Below are 21780 nucleotides of genomic sequence, written 5' to 3' on the forward strand. Positions count from 1 at the left end.
CTTTTTATCTGAAAATCTTTGTAGATTATTTTCTTAAACCTAGTTCAGCAATAATTGCTCTGTATCTTGCGATATCTTTATTTTTAAGGTAATCTAGTAAACTTTTTCTTTTACCTACCAATTTAACCAAAGATCTTTCCGTTGCGAAATCGTGACGGTTAGCCTTTAAGTGTTGAGATAAATGGTTGATTCTGAAAGTGAAAAGAGCTACTTGTCCTTCAGCACTTCCTGTGTCTGTTGCAGATTTCCCGTGTTTAGAGAAAATTTCCTGCTTTTTTTCTGTTGTTAAGTACATTCCAATATTGTTTAATGATTATTATGTAACGGGTGCAAAAGTACGACTATTTTTTTATTAGGCAAAACATTATTGATTTCATGAATCAAATTTGATAGAAAAAAATGTTAAAAATTTCTTAAATAAATTATGCCATACCATTAAAAGACAGTAATTTTGCAAATGAATTACAAATGAGAAAACTTTTAATTTTTTGTACGCTTTCCACTTTTTTATTGATCGGTATTACTTCAGTAAAGGCACAAAGAAATGCTTCCGAGGATAAAATAAAAAAGGTCTTATACTTCAATCCTGAGGTAGATCCCGACATTGAGGAAATCAAAGAACCTACTAATCACGCATTCTTCAGTGCAGTTTCCGATCATATAAGCGGATACAAGAGAAATAAAATGCTAAGAACGGAAATGCAAATTTCATTTGACAGTGTGGACAAACAGACTATTGTTGATTACTGTCTTAATAATGATGCCGATTTCGCCATTGTTCCAAAAGTAAGATACTTTAAGGTAGGCCTTGGGAAATATGTTTTTTCCAATCAGGTAGTGGTAAGCATGAAACTCTTTGATGCTGCCGGAAACTTCATTACAGAAACCGATTACAATACATACCGTAAAAACATGCGACTTTTAGGTTCAGCAGACAATTCCATTAAAATAGGAACAAACGGAGCCATAAAAGGGATTCTAAAAGAATTAAGAAAAATAAAACCCTCTCCCGAAGCCGGATTTTAGCCTTTCCATTATACAACATTCTATTTATCATTATAATTCTATTGAAATAATTCATTAAAAAGTGATTAATTAAAATATTTTCATTAACTTAGTGTTGCATTAAAACCTAAATACTATGAAAAACTTAAAAAAGCTTAATAGAGCTCAGCAAAAAGAAATTCAGGGAGGTGGACCATTTAAAAGATGCACAGAGCATTCTCAATGCCCAGGCGGTTCATGCTGTGAAAACACCTGCGTCATGTATAACTGTCCTCTAACGTAATCACCGACATTATCAATCACTTAAATAAACTATACTGTTGCACCTGTTTACGCAGGTGTTTTTCATTTTGACAACTCAATTCTTCACTTTGAAAAGAATAAAGCTTTAATAAATCCTTAAATTTGCCACATCATGGTTCATTTCTAAAAATTTGAATTATTTTTGCATATCCTAAAAATTTCACGTTTTGAATTATAATGACGAACTAATATTTAATCCTGCCGATATTGCCGAAACTCTCAGTGGACTTCCTGCTGATAAAAGGCTGTTGGAATTTTTAAAGGTTCCGAAACAATACAAAGCGGAAGTTTTTTCCCATCTAGACCCTGACTTTCAGGAAGAAACTATCCGAAGTATTGGAAGTGATGATGTTTCCGAGATCTTAAACTCAATGACGCCGGATGACAGGACTGCCCTATTTGAGGACTTTCCAGATGAACTTATTAAATACTCAATCAATCATCTTAATCCTCAGGAAAGAAGAATTGCCTTAAAACTATTGGGTTACCATTCTGATTCCATTGCCCGTTTGATGACGCCTTATTACATTCAGATCCGTAAGGAATGGACAGTAAAAAAGTGTCTTCAACAGATCAAAAAAGTAGGAAAAAGGGTGGAAACAATGAACCACCTGTATGTGGTGGATGAAAGAAATCGTTTGATTGATGACTTAGCGCTAGGAAGTTTATTATTAGCTGAAGAAGATACACTGGTTTCTGAATTAACAGATAATCATTTCGTGGCCATAACCACAATGACTTCGAAAGAAGACGCGGTAACTTACTTTGAAAAGTATGACAGAACGGCGCTTCCCATCATTACAGAATCTGGTGTCTTGGTAGGAATTGTAACAATTGATGATATCCTCGACCAGATCGAGCAACAAAATACAGAAGACATCCAAAAATTTGGGGGTCTTGAAGCCTTAGATTTACCGTACACCCAAACTTCTCTTATCGAAATGGTAAAAAAGAGAGGAATGTGGCTTGTTATCTTATTTTTCTCTGAAATGTTAACCGCATCAGCGATGGGTTATTTCGAAGATGAAATTCAAAAGGCAGTTGTTCTGGCATTATTTGTTCCATTAATTATTTCCAGTGGAGGAAACTCCGGTTCGCAGGCTGCCACACTAATCATTAGAGCAATGGCACTTCAGGAAATCGGATTAAAAGATTGGTGGTATGTGATGAAAAAAGAAATCTTCACCGGATTATTTCTTGGGGGAATTCTTGGGATCATCGGATTTTTACGAATTATGATCTGGCATAAAATCGGCTTATTTAATTATGGCATTCATTGGGCTTTTGTAGGCTTAAGTGTAGCTGTTTCTTTAGTATTGATAGTACTTTGGGGTACTCTTTCAGGTTCTATGGTTCCTTTTATCCTTAAAAAATTAAAACTCGATCCTGCAACCTCTTCTGCTCCATTTGTAGCAACCTTAGTAGACGTTACCGGACTTATTATTTACTTTTCTGTAGCAGGACTTTTCTTAACGGGTAAACTTTTGTAATTTTAGGCAACATCTAAAATATTACAATGAAAATTGTTTCTCTAGTTCCCTCAATTACTGAGGCTTTATTTGATTTGGGCTTAACTGAAGATGAAGTCATCGGAAGAACCAAATTCTGCATCCATCCCAAAGAAAAAGTAAAAAATGTAGCTGTTATCGGTAGAACAAAAAATATTAATATTGAAAAAATTAAAGCATTACAGCCTGATATAATCCTTGCTAACAAGGAAGAAAATATCAAAGAACAGGTTGAAGCCCTGATGGATGATTTTAAAGTGGTCGTAACCAACGTTGAAACCATCGAAGATAATTATTATCTTTTAAAAAATTTGGGCTTGATTTTTAACAAAGAAGAAAGAGCACAACAATTCAATCTTAAAACCTACGAAGTTTTAAATCAGGCTAAAATTGATTCTCCTATAAAAGTAGCCTATCTCATCTGGAAAAATCCTTATATGACGATTGGTTCCGATACTTTTATCCATCGTATTTTATCTGAAATTGGTTTTGAAAATATATTTAAAAATAAAACCCGTTATCCGATTATTGAAACCGAAGATCTGGCAGAAGCTGAGATCATCATGCTATCCTCCGAACCTTTTCCATTTAAAGAGAAGCATATTGAAGAATTTAAGGAATTCTATCCTGATAAAAAGATTATAATCGTTGATGGAGAAGCGTTTTCTTGGTATGGAACGCATATTGCGAAGTGCGAAAATTATTTTAAAGAATTGATTACTGAGGTGAATTTCGTTTAAACACAAATTTCACGGATATTTTTCACAAATGACACTAATTGTAAGTTTTACTTTTAAGTTTTAGCTAAAGCCAATTTTGATTGATTTATTTTTTAAAAATGGGCTAAAGCCCATTCCTATTGATGAGATTCCTTCAGAAAATCATTTTTTTGATTATTGAGCTCGAAAATCTTAGCCAACCGCTATTTCAGCCACAAATTATTAGCATAAAAAAAACTCCGACCAGAAGATCGGAGTTTGTATGTTTTCAATTATAGAATTTTAGAAACTTCTTTACAAAGCCATTCTAATAATTCTCTGTCTTCATCTGTAAAAGGATTTACTTTGTGAGAATCAATATCAATCTGACCGATGTTTTGTCCTTCTTTAAAGATAGGAACTACAATTTCAGCTTTCGTATCAATTGAGCAACTTAAATAGTTATCTTGTTGATGAACATCAGGAACCACAAATGTTTCATTAGAAACAGCAACCTGACCACAAATCCCCTTTCCGTAAGGAATAATGATATGATCTGTTTCGGCACCAACGTAAGGACCTAATTTCAACTCATCTTTATCTCCATTCTTAAAATAGAAACCTGTCCAGTTAAAATAAGAAATTTCCTGATCCAAAAGATGGCAAACTTTCTGAAGTTTTTCTTCAGTATTATGTTTTGGACTTTCAAGTATGGAAGAAAGCCTTTTCTTTAATTCTGACATTATATTTTATTTTTAGGAGAATTGTTTTAACGAAAGTTCTTGTTTATAGCCGAACATTCCGCGCTCTTTTATCATTTCAGCAACACCTTCAGGAAGTTGGTTTTCCCAACCTTTGATATTGCATGCAATTTTTCTTAATATTTCTCTTGAATAAATTTCCAAGAATTGCGGATTATAGTTTTTAATATCTACAATACGGTTATTGAGTTTAAAATATTTATAAAGTTCCTTAAGGTTTTCTTCCACTTTTAGATTCTCAGAATCAAGCAATTCATGAGTTTCAGGATCTTTGTAAGGATACAGATACACTCTCATGCCGTTTCTGAAAAATTTACCGAAAGCTTCCAAAATCCCACCTGATAAATTTTTATAATATTTCTCATCAAACACCATCAATAGGTTATTTACACCCATTGCTACTCCAATATTTCCAGTGGTATATGATGCAAAATAATCAATCAATCGGTAATATTCAGAGAAGTTAGAGATGATAACAGTATATCCTAATTTACCCAGAACGTCCACTCTATCTAAGAAATCTCTTTCGTCAATATCTCCATCTGCTCTAAGGTTCGAAATAGTAATTTCAATTAAAATTTCCGTTTCTTCGTGGGTACAGGCTGCATCCTTTAAAAACATATCAATACCGTTTTGAAGCATATCAATATTTACCTTGGTTACAGGTCTGAAACTTCCTCTTATCGCAAAAATATTTTTCTTGTATAAGCTATCTGCCGGAAGCATATTACTTCCTTGAGAATTGAAGATAACCGCATCTGTCATGTTATTTTTAACCAACTGAAGAGACATCAATCTGTTATCAACATAAGCGAAAGCCGGTCCACTGAAATCAATCATATCGATTTCTAGGTTATCGGTAGCAACATCGTCAAAAAGAGACTCGATTAATCTTCTTGGATTATCATAATACGTAAAAGCTCCGAAAATAAGGTTTACCCCCAAGTTCCCAAGAGTTTCCTGCTGTAAAGTAGCATCATTCTCTTTGAATTTTACGTGGATAACGATCTCGTTATAATCTTCATTTTCCTTTACCTGAAAACGGATTCCTACCCAACCGTGACCTCTGACAGTTTTATCAAAGTTAATGGTCGTAACGGTATTAGCGTAAGAAAAAAACTTTCTGTTTGGATTGTTGTCTCTGGAAATTCTTTCTTCAATTAGGGCTACTTCATAACGAAGCATTTTGCGAAGTCTGTTTTGAGTAACATATCTATTTTTGACCTCTTTTCCGTAGATGGCATCACTAAAATCTTTGTCATAAGCAGACATTGCCTTAGCAATCGTACCGGAAGCCCCTCCTGCTCTAAAAAAGTGTCGAACAGTCTCCTGCCCTGCTCCAATTTCTGCGAAAGTACCATAAATAGTAGGATCTAGATTAATTGTTAATGCTTTTTGTTTAGGAGTTAGTTTCTGATACATTATGACATTAAATTTTTCGTAAATTTACCAAAATTAAACCAACCTCAAAAGAAAATGAAGTTGAAATTTTTAGGAACGGGAACTTCCCAAGGCGTACCCGTTATTGGCTGCACTTGCGAGGTGTGTACATCACAAAATCCCAAAGACAATCGTTTTCGTTCTTCTGTGATGATTTCTACAGAAGAAAATAAAAAAATCCTGATCGATTGCGGTCCGGATTTCAGGCAGCAAATGCTTCTAAATCATGAAAATACGATTGATATCGCTCTTATTACTCACGAACACAATGATCATGTGATCGGGCTTGATGATATGCGACCTCTTATTTTTAAAAGTGGAAAAAATATGCCGATTTATTGCTACCCAAGAGTCGGACACGAAATAAAAAATCGTTTTCCTTATGCTTTTGCAGATGAAAGATATCCCGGAGCCCCAGCTTTTGATCTTCATGAAATAGAAAATGAACCTTTCACCGTTTTAGATACGGAAATCACTCCGATTGAAGTGATCCATTTTAAGATTACCGTTTTTGGATATAAGTTTAAAAAACTTGCGTACATCACAGATGCCGGCTTTATTTCTGACACAGAAAAGGAAAAACTGAAGAATTTAGATGTCTTAGTTTTGAATTGTATTCGGAAATTTGATCCACATCCGGCCCATTTTATTCTTCCCGATGTTATAAAACTGTTCGAAGAGCTAAAACCTAAGAAATTATTTTTAACTCATATCAGTCATCATTTAGGCTTACATGACATTGAAGATAAACAACTTCCGCTCGGAATGCACCTTGCCTACGATGGTTTGGAGATAATTTTTTAAAAAAAATATCCTAAAAAACTTTTGAACATTAAAAAAAGTTCCTATATTTGCACACCAATTTAAAACAAACATCAAGCCCAGTTGGCGGAATTGGTAGACGCGCTAGACTCAAACTCTAGTATCGAAAGATGTACCAGTTCGATTCTGGTACTGGGTACTAAAACCTCCGAAATCAATGATTTTGGAGGTTTTTATTTTTAAATATTATTGAAAGAATTCAATATAAAAATTCATGAACCCTTCCACCAAGATCTTCCAGCGAAAGAATGCTTTCTGAAGCCATACGATCTGCAAACACCGCTCGAAAATAATAATGATATTCATTTGTAAGCGAAAAGGTATTTCCCGGAGTAAACAAGACCCTTTGACTTTCACAATACTCATAAAAAGCTTCCATATTGAGGTTTTGCGGCAACTCTCCCCAAATACTGTATCCACCCTGAGGTCTGTGGAAATAGCAGTTCTCAGGAAAATACTTTCGTAATGCATCTAATAATTCTATGGCCTGTTTTTCCAACTGTTTACGAAACGAACGCAAATGCCTGTCATAACTATTACTTTCCAATAGTTTGATCATTAATTCCTGATATATTGGAGCCACAGATCTTCCAAGAGAAAACTTCAACCTTTCGGCTTCGGCATAAAATTGACCCGGATTTAGCCATCCTAAACGAATTCCCGGTGCTAGCGTTTTAGAAAATGAAGAAAAAGTCATAACCAAACCTGTCTGATCAAAATTTCGAATACACGAAGGTCTTGTTCCATCAAAATAAAGATCTCCGTAAATATCATTTTCAATGATTGGGATTTGATGAGCTTCAGCGATAGAAACCAGCTCTTTTTTAATATCATCTGTCATAAGAATCCCTGTAGGATTATGAAAATTCGGAGTAACAACAACTGCCCGAATAGGATTTTCATCACAAATACTTCTGAGATAGTTTACATCAAAACCATTTTTATAATGTATTGGAATCTCTATTACTTTTAATTTTAAATTAGAAATTACCTCCAACACAGAAAAGATACATGGACTTTCAACTGCAATTAAATCTCCTGCTTTAGTCACCGATGCCAAAGCGATATAAAGACCCTGCAATGCACCATCTGTAATGATCAACTCTTCTGCATTCATCCTACAGCCATATTGAGCAGCACGATATGTAATCTTTTCTCTCAAAATAAACGAACCATTTGGAGGGTAATAACGAAGAAGTGAAGCTCCTTTTTCACGGATCACTTCCTGCATTTTTCTTAAAATCAATTTTTGAGGAATCAGAATATCTGTGGGTGATGCAGCATTAAAAGAATTATATTCAAACGATTTGCTTTTGGTGGAAGTAAGTTCAATATTTTTATTAAATAAAGAATCTTTTGTAGCCGGCAACTGTTTTAGGGAATGTTCAGGAACACTATCTTTTGGATTAATAGCTACAAAATAGCCGGAACGAGGCACATTTTCTACCCAACCTTTCATCACAAGATAATCATATCCACTCTGAACCGAACTTATACTGAGATGGTATTTCTCTTTAATTTCTCTAGTCGAAGGCAAACGGCTTCCCTTCTTCACTACTCCACTTTTTATCTGCTCTTCAATGATAGAAGTAAAGATCTCATATTTATAGGTCTGCATACATCTCGAATCTAACTGTTCTGAACAAAATTACAAAATTAACAACTGTACCGATTCAATTTTACAAAACTGTATCTAAATTGAAGGTCAATAATCTCTTACCTTCGAATAAAAAAGAATCCAATGGAGATAGTTTCAAAATTCGCAGTGGGATCAGACAAAGGAGTTGACGATCTTTTTGATGTGAAAAAAGCATTTATTAGAGATACCTATAAGGAAGATGTTCCTTCCGAAACCATAGAAAATTATATCAAAGAGCATTTGGATCACAGAAAAATGATCAATGTTTTAAATGATTTATCGAATCAACTTATTATGGTTTTTGTAGATGATGAGCCCGCCGGATATTGTTTATTTAAAAGTGGTTCTAGCTATCCTGATTCTCCTGAAGGTAAAAAAATGACAGAGATCATAGGTTTCGGAATCGTTTCAGAGTACAATTCATCAGAAGTGAAAGCATCCCTTTGGAATAAGGTGAAATCTGCCATTAAATTCACAGACAGCATTTGGATCAACATTCATCAAAACCATCCTCAACTTGATATTTTTAAAGATAATGGATTTGATTTCGTTAAAGAATCCATTTCAGAACCGTTTGGAATGGCTTCTTCCATCTATGAACTGAATATTTCAAAGTAGCAACACTATTTTTAAGTATAAAAACCTTTGAGATTAATCAATTTCAAAGGTTTTCTTTTGTTAAATTTATCTCGACTTTTGATATAAAGATTACTCAAAGAATTCCACCCCTCTTCTTTAATTAAATAACCTAGCAGTTTTATGACGCAAAGTTTTATGATGCAGAATGATTTGTTTAAGTGAGCAAAGAAGAATCAACCAAGTTGATTTGATGAAGCTCTATTTTCAAGCTTCGCAAAGCAAATTTTATTTGCCTTTACCTCCTAAAAAATAAAAAGTGTGTAATAAAATCTTTGCGTTAAAAAATAAAATTCAATTATTATTTAAAAAACAGAAATCTGTACCCATAATAATATACACTTCTGTATCTGTAACCATAATTAAAGACTCCATAATTTTGTAATCAATAAAAGCAGAATAACATGGAAACAAGTCTTCAACCCCAAAAACAATATCAAATTTCCGAAGTTTATATTGCAGATATTATAGAATTAAAAAACATTTTTCTTCAAATATCAAATCTGGAAATCGTACCTGAAAGCTTTGGAATTCCTTTTCTGATGATCAGACAAAAAAATAACATCATCGCTTTTGCCAGCCTCATTATTAATTCAATAGGAAAAACGGGTTTTGTGATTTTTGAAAAAGAAAATTTGAGCACAGAAGAAAAAGAGAACTTCATGAGCCAAGTTCAAACCTATTTTAAAAGAAATAATTCGGGAAATTACCGCGATCCTTTACAACTTAAAAGCAGTACTGAAAGAATGATCAATTGGTTGAATATTTAATAAAATCAGGCGAAGAATTCCATACATTTACTTAAAACCCTTCTTATTTATGGCTAAAGAGGTCTTATATCTTAAAATAGCAAAAATAATTACTGAACAGATACTAAGTGAAACCCTGCAGTTTGGCGACAGATTGCCTTCTCTTCGTAGCGCTCAGAAATTATATAATGTAAGTCTAAATACCATAAAATTAGCCTACATGGAATTAGAAAGCCGCTCTCTTGTTGAATCAAGACCAAAATTCGGATATTATGTGAGCCAAATATCAAAGCGAAAGTTGGCGCTTCCTTCCATCATTAAAATTAGTGAGTCAGGATTAGAAAAACCACCACAAGATTTAATTGATAAAGTTTTTGGCACCATTGCTCATCCCGATCTGACTCAATTTGCTTTGGGAATTCCCGGAAAAAGCTTTCTTCCTTTAGCCAAGTTGAAAAAATCTATGCTGAATGTCGTAAAGAATAAAAATGACAGCGGAACAAACTATGAACCTGTACAAGGCAATGAACATCTGCGTCGTGAAATCGCAAAATGGTCAATGATTCTGGAAGGGAAAATAACTGAAGATGACTTGGTGATAACGTCGGGAGCAATGAATGCCATTTATCATTGTCTTATGGCCGTTACAAAACCGGGAGACTCTGTAGCTGTTGAAAGTCCTGTTTATTTTGGGATCTTGCAGTCCATTCATTTATTAGGTTTAAAAGCTGTAGAAATTCCAACCCATCCTATTGACGGTTTAGATCTGGATGCTTTAAAAAAGGTATTACCTAAACTATCAGCGTGTTGTTTTGTGACTAATTTTAATAATCCACTAGGCTTTCAAATGTCTGATGACAATAAAAAAGAATTGGTAAAACTCATCACCGAATACAATGTTCCTTTGATAGAAGATGATATCTATGGAAATTTATATTTCGGTTCAGAACGACCTAAGCCTTGTAAATTCTACGATGAAGCAGGCCTTGTGATGTGGGTGAGTTCCGTTTCTAAAGCATTGGCTCCGGGATATCGTGTGGGCTGGGTGGCACCAGGACAATTTAAAGATAAAATTATTCGCCAAAAATTGATTCAGACTGTATGCGGCCCATCTTTCTATTCTGATGTCATTGCTGACTTTCTAGAACATGGACGCTATGATCATCATTTGAGAATGTTTAGAAATAAACTCTATTCAAATTATCTTCAAATTCAAAAATCGGTTGCTGCTTATTTCCCTGACAACACCAAAGTTTCTGAACCTAAAGGCGGTTTTATGCTCTGGCTGGAACTCGACAAAAGAATCTGTACAGAAGATTTGTATGATGAAGCTTTCAGCAAAAAAATAAGTTTTGCTCCGGGGAGAATGTTCTCTCAGCATAATCAATATACCAATTGTATGCGTTTAAATTATGGGTTAGAATGGACCGACCGTGTAGAAAGTGATCTTGAGAAATTAGGAAAAATGATTAAAAACAGCATCAAATAGACATCAGACCAACAATCTGAATCGTAAAATATATCATCAATAATTGCAATACTATGACAAGCGAAATCAATGAAGTAAAAATTGTTACTTATCAACCAAAATATCAACAAGCATTCAAAGAATTAAATGAAGAATGGATCACCACATTTTTCAAAATGGAGGAAAAAGACTACAAAGTCCTTGATCACCCTGAAGAATACATTATTAATAAAGGCGGCCATATCGTTTTTGCTTTGCTTAATGATGAACCCGTTGGAACCTGCGCTTTAATGCAATCATCTGACTCTCCTCTTGTTTATGAATTGGCAAAAATGGCTGTAAGTCCGAAAGCACAAGGCAAAAAGATAGGATTTTTAATAGGAAAAGCTTTGGTTGACATTGCCAAAGAATCTAATGCAGATACTATTTTTCTAGAAACAAATTCTGTGTTAACTCCAGCTATTAATCTCTATGAAAAATTAGGATTTCAACATGTCCCATTATCAGATTCACCCTACGAAAGATGTGATGTAAAGATGGAGTTGAAACTTATTTAGTAAACAATAAAAATCCCTCTTGATGAGGGATTTTTTATATAAGGAACCTGTTTAAATTTTTTATTTTGACCACAAAAGAGGCAAAAGATTAACACTTGAATTATTTAAGTTGATTATAAAGAGCGAACAAGAACACATAAGTGAAAAAATCTTTTATTTTTATTCTTTTGCAAGCTTTGTTTTCAAAAAAAGCTAAATGTTAAATGAGTCAATAACAGCTTTTGCACCTTTTGCGGTTTAATTTTTTAATTATTTTAAGCAGGCTTATCTTTAAAAATTAGCTGAAAACTATTTATAATGTTGAAAAATTCCAGCATCTGTAGGCGTCCAGAATGCTGCTTTTTGTCCGGCTGCTTTTAAGGCATTATTCGACCAAGTGTTGCAGGTATACAGGAAACTATATTTTCCCTGAGCATCATAGAATGCATCATTATCACTATATACTGCATTAGTAGGAATCAATATAAAATTTCCGTTTTGATCTTTATCAAATTTATCATTTACAAATTGTACCAGCTTTTTATATTGCGATCTACTGATCATGATTATCTTGCAATCATCAGCTTCCGTCATTGTTTTATAATACGTACAATGCATTGCAGATTCGCCCAACCAAAATGCGGCTTTAAAAGCGGTTGAAAATTTGAGGTCTGCCCAAGTCGGTGTATCCAGATAAAAACCTTTATCGCCCCACCCGACTCCAATATAATTATAATCTGTTTTTTTTGATTTTGTATTTGCAAAAGGAATTTTCTTACTCCAATCCTGCATATCATTTTTGACGGGCATGACAATATCGGTATGAACCCCGTTGGTGTAAATATAAATAGGGATTTCTTTTTTTTCTCCGTCATCCTTTGCTGAGATCTCGATAAACGGCAGTAAATAAGCCATTAAACCATACAGAACAATAATTCCGACAACGACACCCAAAATTTTAAGGATATACAATAATACCATCTTCACACTCATGTATTTGAATAAAATTTAATTATTAATTTTTCGTAAAAGTATTTGTTTTAATCGGAAAAATCATTACATTTAGTTACGAAATACACACAAATATGCGTAAAAACATTAAATCCCAAAAAAGATTAAAAGTAAGAGTAAAAACTGCCCCAAAAAGAGTGCAAAAAAAACGTTGATTTTCTAAGAGATTTTATCTTTTTGAAAGTCATTTTTTCTTTTTAGGAAAGGCTTTTATTGAGTTTTACTTACCTATATCTTATCCTCCTTTACCACAAAAAGTATAAGGAATGGACGATTAACCGCTTTTGTTTTGGAACCTAAAAATTTCAAACGAGGATTTATCACCCAAAAACTGACCTAAAATTTATCTAAAGGTTGTTCTAAAAATTCAATATTTCTTTTCAATCCCGCAAATTTCGTTCTCTTGACAGGAGATTTTCTAAAAATTTCTGAAAATAATTCTTGAGTAAGTTCTTTCCACTCTCCTTTTTTAAAATTTTTGAGAGCTTCATTTGGAGCAAATTTGGTTTGAAGATTTGGTGCTGAAAACCGATTCCACGGACAAACATCCTGACAGATATCGCAACCGAACATCCAGTCTTCCATTTTATCTTTAAAAGAATCAGGAATTTCATTTTTCAACTCTATCGTAGCATAAGAAATACATTTGCTTCCATCAATCAGCTTTTCAGAAACAATAGCATCTGTTGGACAAGCATCAATGCATTTTCTGCAAGTTCCGCAATGATCTGTTGTTTCATGATCCTGAATTAATTCTAAATCGCAAATAATCTCCGCTAGAAAATAAAAGGACCCATTTTGTTTTGTAATCAAATTTGCATTTTTCCCTACCCATCCGATTCCTGATTTTCTAGCCCAGCTTCTTTCCAACACCGGCGCTGAATCTACAAAAACCCGACAATCAAAATCCCCGATCTCTTCTCTCAACTCCTCTACCATTTCACGAAGAATTTCTTTTACGACCTCATGATAATCTTCTGCATATGCATATTTCGAGATCTTGTAATTTTCTAGTGTCGAGATCTTCTCTTTGGGGAAATAATTATAGGAAAGTGAAATCACAGATTTAGAACCTTCCACCAATAATCTTGGATCAAGTCTTTTATCAAAATAATTTTCCATGTATTTCATTTCTCCATGAAAATTATTCTTCAACCATTTTTCTAGATTTCTAGCATCTTCTTCCAAGAAATCAGCCTTAGAAATACCACAGCTTTGAAACCCAAAACGCTCGGCTTTGGATTTAATTAATTGTGAATATTTTTCGGCATTCGAATTCATGATTTTTACATTGCAAAACTAAGATTATTTTATAAATTTGTTTAGGCTTTAGATAAATGAATGAAAGCAGGCCTTTCTTTCATCTACCTACTGTAATTATTTTAACTCTAAATATAAATAGAATTATGTCTTTAACAGAAGTTATAAAATCAGGAAACTATGAATTAATAGACGTTCGTGAACCAATGGAATTGGAAATGGACGGAAATATAGAAGGTGCTACCAATATCCCTTTAGGAGAAGTAGAAGATAGAAAAGAAGAAATCTTATCTATTGAAAAACCAGTAATTTTATTCTGCAGAAGTGGTAATAGAAGTGGTAAAGCATTAGAATATCTTAATTCTCAAGGGTTGAAAGACGGTCACAACGGCGGAGGCTGGGCTGAGCTTAAAGCGAATCTAGAAGCAAATCAAGGAACTTTTTAAGTTCCTTTTTTTATCTAAAATATTTTATAATGGAACTTAAAGACAGATTCAACCAACTTTGTTTCCCATCCACTAAAGATCAAAATCTTATTGACAATTTATGGTTGGAAATTCAAACAAAGTATTCAGAAAAAAGCAGGCATTATCATAATTTGAAACACCTTCAAAATATGTTTTCTGAACTTGAATCTGTGAAAGATAAAGTTTCAAACTTTAGTACTATTTCTTTTTCTGTTTTCTATCATGATGTAATTTATGATGCCTCATCAAAATCGAATGAAGAAAAAAGTGCAGAATACGCTAAAATAAGACTTCAAAAGTTGGATATGAATCAAGAATTAATTGATGCCATTTCCAACCAAATTATAGCAACAAAAGCACATCAAAAATCTGATGATCAAGATATCAATTACCTGTTGGATGCAGATCTCTCAATACTTGGAAAGGATATTGAAACCTATCTTGAATACACGAAAAAAATAAGAAAAGAATATTCTATTTACCCGGATTTTCTTTACAAGCCGGGAAGAAAAAAAGTCCTGCAACATTTTCTAGCATTAGAAAATATTTTTAAAACCGATTATTTCCTTGAAAAATATGAAATTCAGGCAAGAAAGAATATTGAATTTGAAATTAGTCTTTTATAAGTTTTGGCTAAAGCCTATTGATTAGATTAAAATTTAAAAGCGGACTAAAGTCCGCTCCTATTGATAAAATTGATATTTCCTAGTTCTTATTTTTCATTACATGATTAATAAACTCAGCTGATTTATTCAAAACCAGATCAGGTACTTCTTTGTGTGGTGTGTGACCAACATCGGGAATAATATATTTCTCTGAACTTCCACTCACCTGATGTACTGTTTTTTCAACCTGATCCAACGTTCCATATTCATCGGCTTCTCCCTGAATAAAGAGCAATGGACTTGTGATATTTTTTAAAAGATATTCAATATTCCAACTTTTAAATCTTTCGCTTAGCCAAATTTCCGTCCAAGCTTTCACAATCATCGGAACTTTATCCCCGTGATATTTTGCTAAACGTTCCGGTAAATTGGTAGTTTGATAGGCTTCAAAAGCATCAGAGACTCCTTTAACCGTAATATCTTCAACGAAAATGTGTCCAGCTTCACAAATTACAGCTTCTATATTTTCAGGATATTTTGAAGCGGCGATTAACGCAATGGTTCCGCCGTCACTATGCCCAAAAAGAATTGCATTATTGATATTTAATTCATCTAATAATTCATTCAACAAATCTGCTTCCAATTCCATGTAATTATTTTCTCTTTCATGAGAAAACATAGGAAAAGATTTACCATATCCTAAACGATCATAGACCAAAACATTACACTGAGTTTCTTTCGCCAATTGAGCAGGGAAATCCCTCCAAAGCTGTGTACAACCTAAAGAATCGTGTAAAAAGACAATTGTAGGTTTATTTTCAAACGAATTATTATATTCTATATAAAGTTTTTTACCCTGTACATCTATTATCCTTCCTTCCATTGCTATAAAACTTAATTAAAAACTTGGAGCTTTTGCTTCTTCGAATTCCTTCAATAAATTACTGAAAACAGTTTCTACAGGTAAAACATCATGAATCAATGCTGAAACCTGACCAATTTCTAATTCGCCATCTTCCATATCCCCTTCAAACATTCCACGTTTGGCTCTTGCTCGGCCTAATGAAGCCACTAAAGCTTCTGTATTTCTCCCAGTCTGATAAATCCCCTCCAATTCGTTAAAGAACTTATTTTTGACCATTCTTACGGGTGCTAGCTCTTTTAATGTAAGAAGAGTATCCCCTTCGTTAAGTTCTGTTATCTTCTTTTTCCAGTTTTCGTGTGCGCTGGCTTCAGTGGTCGCGGCAAAACGAGATCCAATCTGTACTCCGTCTGCACCAAGAATCATGGCAGCTTTCATCTGTGAGCCTAATGCGATTCCACCCGCTGCGATCAATGGTTTAGAAATATGCTGTTTCACATTCGGAATTAAACAGAATGTTGTTGTTTCATCTCTTCCGTTGTGTCCACCTGCTTCAAAACCTTCTGCTACAATGGCATCAACTCCTGCATCTTCACATTTCACTGCGAATTTTGTGGAAGAAACAACGTGAGCTACTTTCAACCCTTCTTTCTGAAGTGTTTCTGTGTAAGTTTTGGGACTTCCCGCAGAAGTAAAAACGATCTTTACCCCTTCTTCCAGAATAATTTGAATGACTTCTTCCAAATTAGGATATAGCATAGGAACATTCACTCCAAAAGGTTTATTGGTAGCCTGTTTACATTTTTGGATGTTCTCTCTTAAAACGTCAGGATACATACTTCCTGCGCCAATTAAGCCTAAGCCTCCACAATTAGAAACAGCAGAAGCCAATTTCCATCCGGAATGCCAAATCATTCCTGCCTGAATAATGGGATATTGTATATTAAAAAGTTTTGAAATTCTATTTTGACTTTGCTGCATCTCATGAAGTTTTTTAGCTGAATTAAAATCTATAAAATTGCTCATGCTGTAAAAATAATATTTTTTAGCGCAAAGGACGCGAAGGTTTTTACTAATATTGAGAATATTTTTCGTTCGCAAGGGCGTTTCACTCAGCAATGGCAGTTTGAATCTGCTAAATTTTAAAATGACTTAAAGTCTCATCAATAATTGGACTGATTTCTAAAAAGCTGTAGCTTAATTTAATAATATCTCGTTGTAGATTTTCAGTTTTTAATTCGCGCCAACCTTGCATTAATGTCAGTGGACCAAATTTTACACTTACATTATCCCACTCTTTTTGATATTCTATAAATTTATTTCTAAAATCTTCGGCAAAACGTCTGCTTTCTATTGTATAGCCTTTTAATTCTCTTAATTTCAAAGCATGAATATTATAATATAATCTCCCCTCTTCAATCGTTTTACCGCTAACCCAGATGGAGAAAAATATTCTGCTTAAAGCACCCAATGGTGAATGAGGATCACTAGACCATTCAGGTTTGTATATTTTTAATGCCACAGATTCCAGAATTGTTTCAACTGAAATTTTTAACCCTAACTCATTAAATTCTTTTAGAGAAATCTGATCCAATGCCTCTTGAAATTTCTGCTGATAAAAATGATAATCCATTCGTATTGTTTCTGAATTAAAATTAAAAACTTTTTTGGAATTAAGACATAAAAAAACCTCCAGAAATTCTGAAGGTTTTGATTTTATTTTTTGGCTTTCGGTTTCTTCCAAGCTCCTTTGAAGTTGCAAGAATCATAACGGCCATTGATAGATATGAATGTGGTTGGTAATTTTGAGTTTACAAACTTCTCAATCATTTCATTTTTCTTTTTGTTAAGAGCCATCTGCTTTATTCTGTCGAAATCGGTTTCTAAAGTAATTTTATGAGCAGGAATTACATCTTCCAATTTAACAATCTTCACCACTTTTCTTTTTCTCTCGTCTTCGTCATCAAAAGCTGTTGTAATATCTCCTTTATTTAACCCTGCTAATTCGTAGCTGATTGATCCGGGAATACTTTCTCTTTCAATTTTATTTGAACCATCAGCTCCAGGAATGATCCCAGCATTGAATTTAGTTCTCTTATCGTCTGAAAATCTAAAAGAAGCATCTTTAAATGTCATTTTACCGTCAACAATTAATGTTCTGATACTGTCTAATTTTACTTTAGCCGTTTTAATTTCAGCATCAGTAGGCGTTGCCATTAAAAGAATGTGTCTCGCATCGTAGTTCTTTCCTGATTTTTTAACCAACTGAATAATGTGATATCCAAATTCAGATTCTACAGGATCTGAGATCTCACCTTCCTGAAGATTTAAAGCAGCAGCCTCGAAAGGCTTCACCATCTGTCCTTTTGAAATATTCTTCATCAGACCTCCATTAGAAGCAGAACCCGGGTCTTCAGAATAAATTCTCGCCTGGCTTTCAAAACTTTCTCCTCCTGCAATATCTTGTTTAATTTTCTTAAGTCTCGCAATAATCTCTTGTTTGTGAGCTTCTGTCAATTTAGGGTTCATAACGATCTGAGCTAAGGAAACTTCATCCTTAATCTCTGGCAATTGCGCTTTATACAGATTAAAGAAATCGGTAACTTCGTTAGGAGTAACGTCTGCTTTCTCTGTAATTCTTTGGTATTTTGCCTGACCGTAATATGTGTCTGTATCGATCTTTTCGATAGCATTCTTCATTTCGTATCCCGTTCTGAACTTATACGCTGCTAACATAGACTTCTCGTCCGGAAACTGAGAAAGTAGCTGAGCATATTTCCCATTTGCCTGTTCTTTGATTGCAGCAGAACGGTTTTCAATTAAAGTATCTTTTTTTGCTTCGTAAACAAGAAGTTTATTGTTGATCAAGTTCTCCAAAAACTCACATTTATCTGTATTAGAAGCTCCCTGCTGTTTGGCATAATTCATTTGTTCACTCACATCGGATTCCAGAACAATTTCATCTCCAATTACAGCAGCAATACCATCCACTAGTTCTCCAGGTTTTAGTTGAGCTTTCATCATATTTGTAGAGAACAAAATCATGAAAATTCCAAAAAGAAAAGTGATCTTTAGTTTATTTGTCATTTTACTATTTTAAACAAGTTGCAAATTTAGAATTCTTAATGAATTATGCTAAATTTTTTATTATAAATATTTCTTAAAAAGATGTATTTATTCTAGTTCTACATCAAATGTTGTTAATTCCTTGAATTGTCTTAATCTACTGAACATATCAGCTTCGCTTACTTCCTCAATTCTTTCTGTTCCGAATTTTTCAACCGTGAACGAAGCCATTGCAGAACCAACGATTAAAGCAGACTTCATTGTTTCGAAATCTATCTTTCCTTTTTTAGCTAAATATGCTGCGAAACCTCCTGCAAAAGTATCTCCTGCTCCAGTTGGATCAAACACATCTTCTAATGGAAGAGCCGGGATTGCAAATACTTTACCATCGTGGAAAAGTAAAGCTCCATGCTCTCCTTTTTTGATGATAACATATTTAGGACCCATCGTATGAATTTTCTTAGCAGCTTTCACTAAAGAATATTCCCCAGAAAGTTGTCTTGCCTCTTCATCATTAATTGTGATTACATCAGTTTTAGCAATCATTTCCATTAAGATATCCCAAGCACAATCCATCCAGAAATTCATTGTATCTAAAATAACCAACTTAGGACGTTGATTCATTTTTTCAAGAACAGATAACTGAACACCTGGGTGTAGGTTCCCTAATAACAAGATTTCTGAATCCTGCATAGAATCTGGAATCTTTGGCTCAAAATGTTCTAAAACGTTTACTTCCGTTACCAAAGTATCTCTTGTATTCAGGTCATTATGATATTTTCCTGACCAGAAAAATGTTTTTCCTTCTTTTACGATTTCAATTCCTTCGATGTTTACATCTCTGTCTGTAAACATATCAAGGTGTTCTTGTGGGAAATCTCCTCCTACGATAGAAACAATTCCGGATTTTACGCCCAAAATAGATGAAGTAATACTGATATAAGTAGCAGCACCTCCTAAAATTTTATCTGTTTTACCAAATGGTGTTTCGATTGCATCAAACGCAACGCTTCCAACAACTAAAAGTTTCATATATTTTTCAATGTATTGTTAAAGTAAATTATTTTTTCCATTCGAAAGTATCCAGCAGGTGTTTCATATCTTTCTTGATATAATCCACAGCAGGAGCCAATGAATCTGGTTTAGGTCTTGTATTAAAGTATAAATAAGCAGTCACAAAGTGTTTTGTGCTGTCTGTAATGTAAAATTGAAGATTTGAAGCACTCTGTCCTTTCAGCTCATAGAAATTTCCGTATACCTTCTTATCAGGATACTCGAAAGATTTCGTGTCTATTGAGCTTGCTTTAATGGTATGTTCGTACACCATTTTTTCAGCTTCTTTGATATGTTCAGCAAAGTCATTATTAATCGGATAATAGGTCACGAACAATTTTGCCTTCATTTTAGGATAATTCAGATAATACCAACATGGCTTTTTAGCATCCGTAATTTTAGCAAAATCTGAATACTCAAATGTGTACGCACAGTTGTTTTCAAATTTCTGATATGTTGGTGTGGGATACTCTAATCTCAGTTCTCCATAAGGTTTAAGAACAGGATCTTTTCCACATGATATTAAAAGCAATGAAGCAAATATAAAAATGACTTTTTTAATCATTTTGCAAAAGTACAAATTAGATTTCAGATATAGGAAGACAAATTTCAGCATTTCAATGAGTTTTGAAATTGAATTTTATTTAATTATACATTTTATTTGTTTTAAACGGAATACTGTCATTCTGAACAAAACAAAGTGTAATGAAAGAATCTCAACTTAATTTTTAGAGATTGCTTCGTCGCTTCGCTCCTCACAATGACATCAAAGGATTCGATACGCCGTATCATAGTTTTCAATATAATTCTCCAAAGGTTTTGGGAATGACTTTTCATGAGAACCTTCAACATTGGTAATGGTGTAATTATGTTTAATAATGAAATCTTCCCAAACCGTTTCCGAATCTACTTCTACATTAAAAATTTCTATGCTTAAATTTTTGTGTGTCAGTTTATGATTAACTGTTTTTGCACTTTTAATAAAAGGCATCAACTCTTCAGAAATCTCAGGGGGAAATTCAAATAACTTTTTCCAAATGAAATCATCTTTTCTTTGTTGGATTAAAAACTGACCATTTCTGTGAACAAAATAATATGTTAAACCTAAATCTGAAGCTTTTACTTTTTTTGTCTTCACAGGAAATTCAGAAATCTTATGTAATGAAAACGCCAAGCAATCTTCATTTAAAGGACATTCTCCACAAAGTGGATTTTTAGGTTTGCAAACCTCCGAACCTAAATCCATCATCGCCTGGTTGAAATCTCCTACATTTTCGGGTAAGACCAAAGTTGCCAATTCAGAGAAATAATTAAAAGCTCTGGAATTAGATACATCAAAATCATCCGCAAAAACTCGGCTTAAAACACGATAAAAATTACCATCAACAGCAGGCATTTTTCCATTAAAACAAATGCTTGAAACAGCCGCCGCAGTGTATTTACCGACTCCCCTTAGTTTTAGAATCTCATCAGAATCAGAAGGAAAAAATCCTTCATAATCATTCATGATCTGTTGGGCTGCTTTATGAATATTTATCGCTCTGGAATAATAGCCCAAACCTTTCCAATACAACAACACCTCATCTTCTGCAGCATCTGCCAACGTTTTCACATCCGGAAATCGTTTTATGAAATTATTGTAATGATTAAGCCCCTGATTGATCCTTGTCTGCTGAAAAACAATCTCGCAGATCCAGATCTTATAAGGATCTTTCGTTTGTCTGAAAGGTAAATCTCTTGCATTTTCTTTGTACCAATTCAGGAGTTTATTGCCGATGTGTTTGAAGTCTGAGTTTTCTATTTTTTCCAAAGGGTGTCTTCTTCATTATTATAGATGCTTCGACTCCGCTCAGCAAGACACTTATCATACCAACTGTTTTACAGCCTATTT

General features: G+C 33.8%; 24 protein-coding genes and 1 tRNA gene. 12 read left to right on the top strand and 13 right to left on the bottom strand.

Annotated features, from left to right (window positions below):
- Positions 1–25: 25 nt before the first annotated feature.
- On the bottom strand, positions 26–295 hold the full coding sequence (gene rpsO / locus BUB80_RS15585; protein ID WP_054510192.1) for a 30S ribosomal protein S15: 270 nt from the start codon (positions 293–295) through the stop codon (positions 26–28).
- A 173-nt stretch (positions 296–468) separates the two neighbouring features.
- On the opposite strand from rpsO, the gene BUB80_RS15590 reads away from it, so the two are divergent.
- The 4 genes from BUB80_RS15590 (at position 469) to BUB80_RS15600 (ending at position 3556) form a co-directional block, all read left to right on the top strand.
- A complete protein-coding gene (locus tag BUB80_RS15590) occupies positions 469–1026 on the top strand; it encodes a pyruvate decarboxylase (RefSeq protein ID WP_073294558.1) in 558 nt (185 codons plus the stop codon).
- 115 nt (positions 1027–1141) lie between these two features.
- Positions 1142–1288 carry a bacteriocin-like protein gene (locus tag BUB80_RS24140; protein WP_449384806.1) on the top strand — a complete coding sequence of 49 codons (147 nt, stop codon included), beginning with the start codon at positions 1142–1144 and terminating at the stop codon, positions 1286–1288.
- A 187-nt stretch (positions 1289–1475) separates the two neighbouring features.
- Positions 1476–2798, top strand: a complete 1323-nt coding sequence (gene mgtE / locus BUB80_RS15595) for a magnesium transporter (protein WP_073294561.1) — start codon at positions 1476–1478, stop codon at positions 2796–2798.
- A 26-nt stretch (positions 2799–2824) separates the two neighbouring features.
- On the top strand, positions 2825–3556 hold the full coding sequence (locus tag BUB80_RS15600) for an ABC transporter substrate-binding protein (protein ID WP_073294563.1): 732 nt from the start codon (positions 2825–2827) through the stop codon (positions 3554–3556).
- 251 nt (positions 3557–3807) lie between these two features.
- Here the strand turns inward: BUB80_RS15600 and BUB80_RS15605 are convergent, their stop codons facing one another.
- Together BUB80_RS15605 and BUB80_RS15610 are read right to left on the bottom strand one after the other, a co-directional pair.
- A complete protein-coding gene (locus tag BUB80_RS15605) occupies positions 3808–4257 on the bottom strand; it encodes a GAF domain-containing protein (protein WP_073294566.1) in 450 nt (149 codons plus the stop codon).
- Positions 4258–4269: 12 nt separating this feature from the next.
- Positions 4270–5697: a nicotinate-nucleotide adenylyltransferase gene (locus BUB80_RS15610; protein ID WP_073294569.1), complete on the bottom strand. Its 1428-nt coding sequence runs from the start codon at positions 5695–5697 to the stop codon at positions 4270–4272.
- Between the two features lie 54 nt (positions 5698–5751).
- Here BUB80_RS15610 and BUB80_RS15615 point away from each other — a divergent pair, with 54 nt between their 5' ends.
- The gene (locus tag BUB80_RS15615) at positions 5752–6519 is read left to right on the top strand and encodes an MBL fold metallo-hydrolase (protein ID WP_073294571.1); all 768 of its coding nucleotides are present in this window, start codon (positions 5752–5754) and stop codon (positions 6517–6519) included.
- Positions 6520–6594: 75 nt separating this feature from the next.
- A tRNA-Leu gene (locus BUB80_RS15620) sits at positions 6595–6676 on the top strand.
- Between the two features lie 60 nt (positions 6677–6736).
- Here the strand turns inward: BUB80_RS15620 and BUB80_RS15625 are convergent.
- Positions 6737–8155, bottom strand: coding sequence for an aminotransferase-like domain-containing protein (locus BUB80_RS15625; protein ID WP_073294574.1), 1419 nt, complete (start codon positions 8153–8155; stop codon positions 6737–6739).
- A 123-nt stretch (positions 8156–8278) separates the two neighbouring features.
- On the opposite strand from BUB80_RS15625, the gene BUB80_RS15630 reads away from it, so the two are divergent.
- The 4 genes from BUB80_RS15630 to BUB80_RS15645 all read left to right on the top strand — a co-directional run bounded on the left by BUB80_RS15630 (position 8279) and on the right by BUB80_RS15645 (position 11586).
- The gene (locus BUB80_RS15630) at positions 8279–8794 is read left to right on the top strand and encodes a hypothetical protein (RefSeq protein WP_073294577.1); all 516 of its coding nucleotides are present in this window, start codon (positions 8279–8281) and stop codon (positions 8792–8794) included.
- Positions 8795–9216: 422 nt separating this feature from the next.
- Complete coding sequence (locus BUB80_RS15635) at positions 9217–9582, top strand: hypothetical protein (protein ID WP_073294580.1); 366 nt, start codon at positions 9217–9219, stop codon at positions 9580–9582.
- A gap of 49 nt (positions 9583–9631) precedes the next feature.
- Complete coding sequence (locus tag BUB80_RS15640) at positions 9632–11050, top strand: aminotransferase-like domain-containing protein (RefSeq protein WP_073294583.1); 1419 nt, start codon at positions 9632–9634, stop codon at positions 11048–11050.
- A 53-nt stretch (positions 11051–11103) separates the two neighbouring features.
- Complete coding sequence (locus BUB80_RS15645; protein ID WP_073294586.1) at positions 11104–11586, top strand: GNAT family N-acetyltransferase; 483 nt, start codon at positions 11104–11106, stop codon at positions 11584–11586.
- Between the two features lie 288 nt (positions 11587–11874).
- Here BUB80_RS15645 and BUB80_RS15650 read toward each other — a convergent pair whose 3' ends face one another.
- Complete coding sequence (locus tag BUB80_RS15650; protein WP_073294708.1) at positions 11875–12552, bottom strand: TIGR02117 family protein; 678 nt, start codon at positions 12550–12552, stop codon at positions 11875–11877.
- A gap of 360 nt (positions 12553–12912) precedes the next feature.
- The gene (gene queG / locus BUB80_RS15655; protein ID WP_073294589.1) at positions 12913–13857 is read right to left on the bottom strand and encodes a tRNA epoxyqueuosine(34) reductase QueG; all 945 of its coding nucleotides are present in this window, start codon (positions 13855–13857) and stop codon (positions 12913–12915) included.
- 125 nt (positions 13858–13982) lie between these two features.
- On the opposite strand from queG, the gene BUB80_RS15660 reads away from it, so the two are divergent.
- A complete protein-coding gene (locus BUB80_RS15660) occupies positions 13983–14282 on the top strand; it encodes a rhodanese-like domain-containing protein (protein ID WP_073294592.1) in 300 nt (99 codons plus the stop codon).
- 29 nt (positions 14283–14311) lie between these two features.
- On the top strand, positions 14312–14929 hold the full coding sequence (locus BUB80_RS15665; RefSeq protein WP_073294595.1) for an HD domain-containing protein: 618 nt from the start codon (positions 14312–14314) through the stop codon (positions 14927–14929).
- A gap of 79 nt (positions 14930–15008) precedes the next feature.
- On the opposite strand, the gene BUB80_RS15670 is transcribed toward BUB80_RS15665, so the two are convergent.
- The 7 genes from BUB80_RS15670 to mutY all read right to left on the bottom strand — a co-directional run bounded on the left by BUB80_RS15670 (position 15009) and on the right by mutY (position 21699).
- Positions 15009–15791, bottom strand: a complete 783-nt coding sequence (locus tag BUB80_RS15670) for an alpha/beta fold hydrolase (RefSeq protein ID WP_073294600.1) — start codon at positions 15789–15791, stop codon at positions 15009–15011.
- A 15-nt stretch (positions 15792–15806) separates the two neighbouring features.
- A complete protein-coding gene (locus BUB80_RS15675; protein ID WP_228433846.1) occupies positions 15807–16796 on the bottom strand; it encodes an NAD(P)H-dependent flavin oxidoreductase in 990 nt (329 codons plus the stop codon).
- A 109-nt stretch (positions 16797–16905) separates the two neighbouring features.
- Entirely contained in the window at positions 16906–17403 is a 498-nt protein-coding gene (locus tag BUB80_RS15680; RefSeq protein WP_139262725.1) for a hypothetical protein, read from the bottom strand.
- Positions 17404–17486: 83 nt separating this feature from the next.
- Positions 17487–18857 carry a peptidylprolyl isomerase gene (locus tag BUB80_RS15685; protein WP_073294606.1) on the bottom strand — a complete coding sequence of 457 codons (1371 nt, stop codon included), beginning with the start codon at positions 18855–18857 and terminating at the stop codon, positions 17487–17489.
- A gap of 87 nt (positions 18858–18944) precedes the next feature.
- Positions 18945–19868: a PfkB family carbohydrate kinase gene (locus BUB80_RS15690; RefSeq protein ID WP_073294609.1), complete on the bottom strand. Its 924-nt coding sequence runs from the start codon at positions 19866–19868 to the stop codon at positions 18945–18947.
- 28 nt (positions 19869–19896) lie between these two features.
- Complete coding sequence (gldD, locus tag BUB80_RS15695; RefSeq protein WP_073294612.1) at positions 19897–20454, bottom strand: gliding motility lipoprotein GldD; 558 nt, start codon at positions 20452–20454, stop codon at positions 19897–19899.
- 201 nt (positions 20455–20655) lie between these two features.
- Complete coding sequence (gene mutY / locus BUB80_RS15700) at positions 20656–21699, bottom strand: A/G-specific adenine glycosylase (RefSeq protein WP_073294615.1); 1044 nt, start codon at positions 21697–21699, stop codon at positions 20656–20658.
- Positions 21700–21780: the final 81 nt, after the last annotated feature.

It is taken from the genome of Chryseobacterium polytrichastri (assembly GCF_900142445.1).
Lineage (GTDB): Bacteria > Bacteroidota > Bacteroidia > Flavobacteriales > Weeksellaceae > Chryseobacterium > Chryseobacterium polytrichastri.

Coding starts and splice junctions, on each gene's coding strand:
- rpsO (WP_054510192.1), bottom strand. CDS start 295: ATGTACTTAACAACAGAAAAAAAGCAGGAAATTTTCTCTAAACACGGG.
- BUB80_RS15590 (WP_073294558.1), top strand. CDS start 469: ATGAGAAAACTTTTAATTTTTTGTACGCTTTCCACTTTTTTATTGATC.
- BUB80_RS24140 (WP_449384806.1), top strand. CDS start 1,142: ATGAAAAACTTAAAAAAGCTTAATAGAGCTCAGCAAAAAGAAATTCAG.
- BUB80_RS15600 (WP_073294563.1), top strand. CDS start 2,825: ATGAAAATTGTTTCTCTAGTTCCCTCAATTACTGAGGCTTTATTTGAT.
- BUB80_RS15605 (WP_073294566.1), bottom strand. CDS start 4,257: ATGTCAGAATTAAAGAAAAGGCTTTCTTCCATACTTGAAAGTCCAAAA.
- BUB80_RS15610 (WP_073294569.1), bottom strand. CDS start 5,697: ATGTATCAGAAACTAACTCCTAAACAAAAAGCATTAACAATTAATCTA.
- BUB80_RS15615 (WP_073294571.1), top strand. CDS start 5,752: ATGAAGTTGAAATTTTTAGGAACGGGAACTTCCCAAGGCGTACCCGTT.
- BUB80_RS15625 (WP_073294574.1), bottom strand. CDS start 8,155: ATGCAGACCTATAAATATGAGATCTTTACTTCTATCATTGAAGAGCAG.
- BUB80_RS15630 (WP_073294577.1), top strand. CDS start 8,279: ATGGAGATAGTTTCAAAATTCGCAGTGGGATCAGACAAAGGAGTTGAC.
- BUB80_RS15635 (WP_073294580.1), top strand. CDS start 9,217: ATGGAAACAAGTCTTCAACCCCAAAAACAATATCAAATTTCCGAAGTT.
- BUB80_RS15640 (WP_073294583.1), top strand. CDS start 9,632: ATGGCTAAAGAGGTCTTATATCTTAAAATAGCAAAAATAATTACTGAA.
- BUB80_RS15645 (WP_073294586.1), top strand. CDS start 11,104: ATGACAAGCGAAATCAATGAAGTAAAAATTGTTACTTATCAACCAAAA.
- queG (WP_073294589.1), bottom strand. CDS start 13,857: ATGAATTCGAATGCCGAAAAATATTCACAATTAATTAAATCCAAAGCC.
- BUB80_RS15660 (WP_073294592.1), top strand. CDS start 13,983: ATGTCTTTAACAGAAGTTATAAAATCAGGAAACTATGAATTAATAGAC.
- BUB80_RS15665 (WP_073294595.1), top strand. CDS start 14,312: ATGGAACTTAAAGACAGATTCAACCAACTTTGTTTCCCATCCACTAAA.
- BUB80_RS15670 (WP_073294600.1), bottom strand. CDS start 15,791: ATGGAAGGAAGGATAATAGATGTACAGGGTAAAAAACTTTATATAGAA.
- BUB80_RS15675 (WP_228433846.1), bottom strand. CDS start 16,796: ATGAGCAATTTTATAGATTTTAATTCAGCTAAAAAACTTCATGAGATG.
- BUB80_RS15680 (WP_139262725.1), bottom strand. CDS start 17,403: ATGGATTATCATTTTTATCAGCAGAAATTTCAAGAGGCATTGGATCAG.
- BUB80_RS15685 (WP_073294606.1), bottom strand. CDS start 18,857: ATGACAAATAAACTAAAGATCACTTTTCTTTTTGGAATTTTCATGATT.
- BUB80_RS15690 (WP_073294609.1), bottom strand. CDS start 19,868: ATGAAACTTTTAGTTGTTGGAAGCGTTGCGTTTGATGCAATCGAAACA.
- gldD (WP_073294612.1), bottom strand. CDS start 20,454: ATGATTAAAAAAGTCATTTTTATATTTGCTTCATTGCTTTTAATATCA.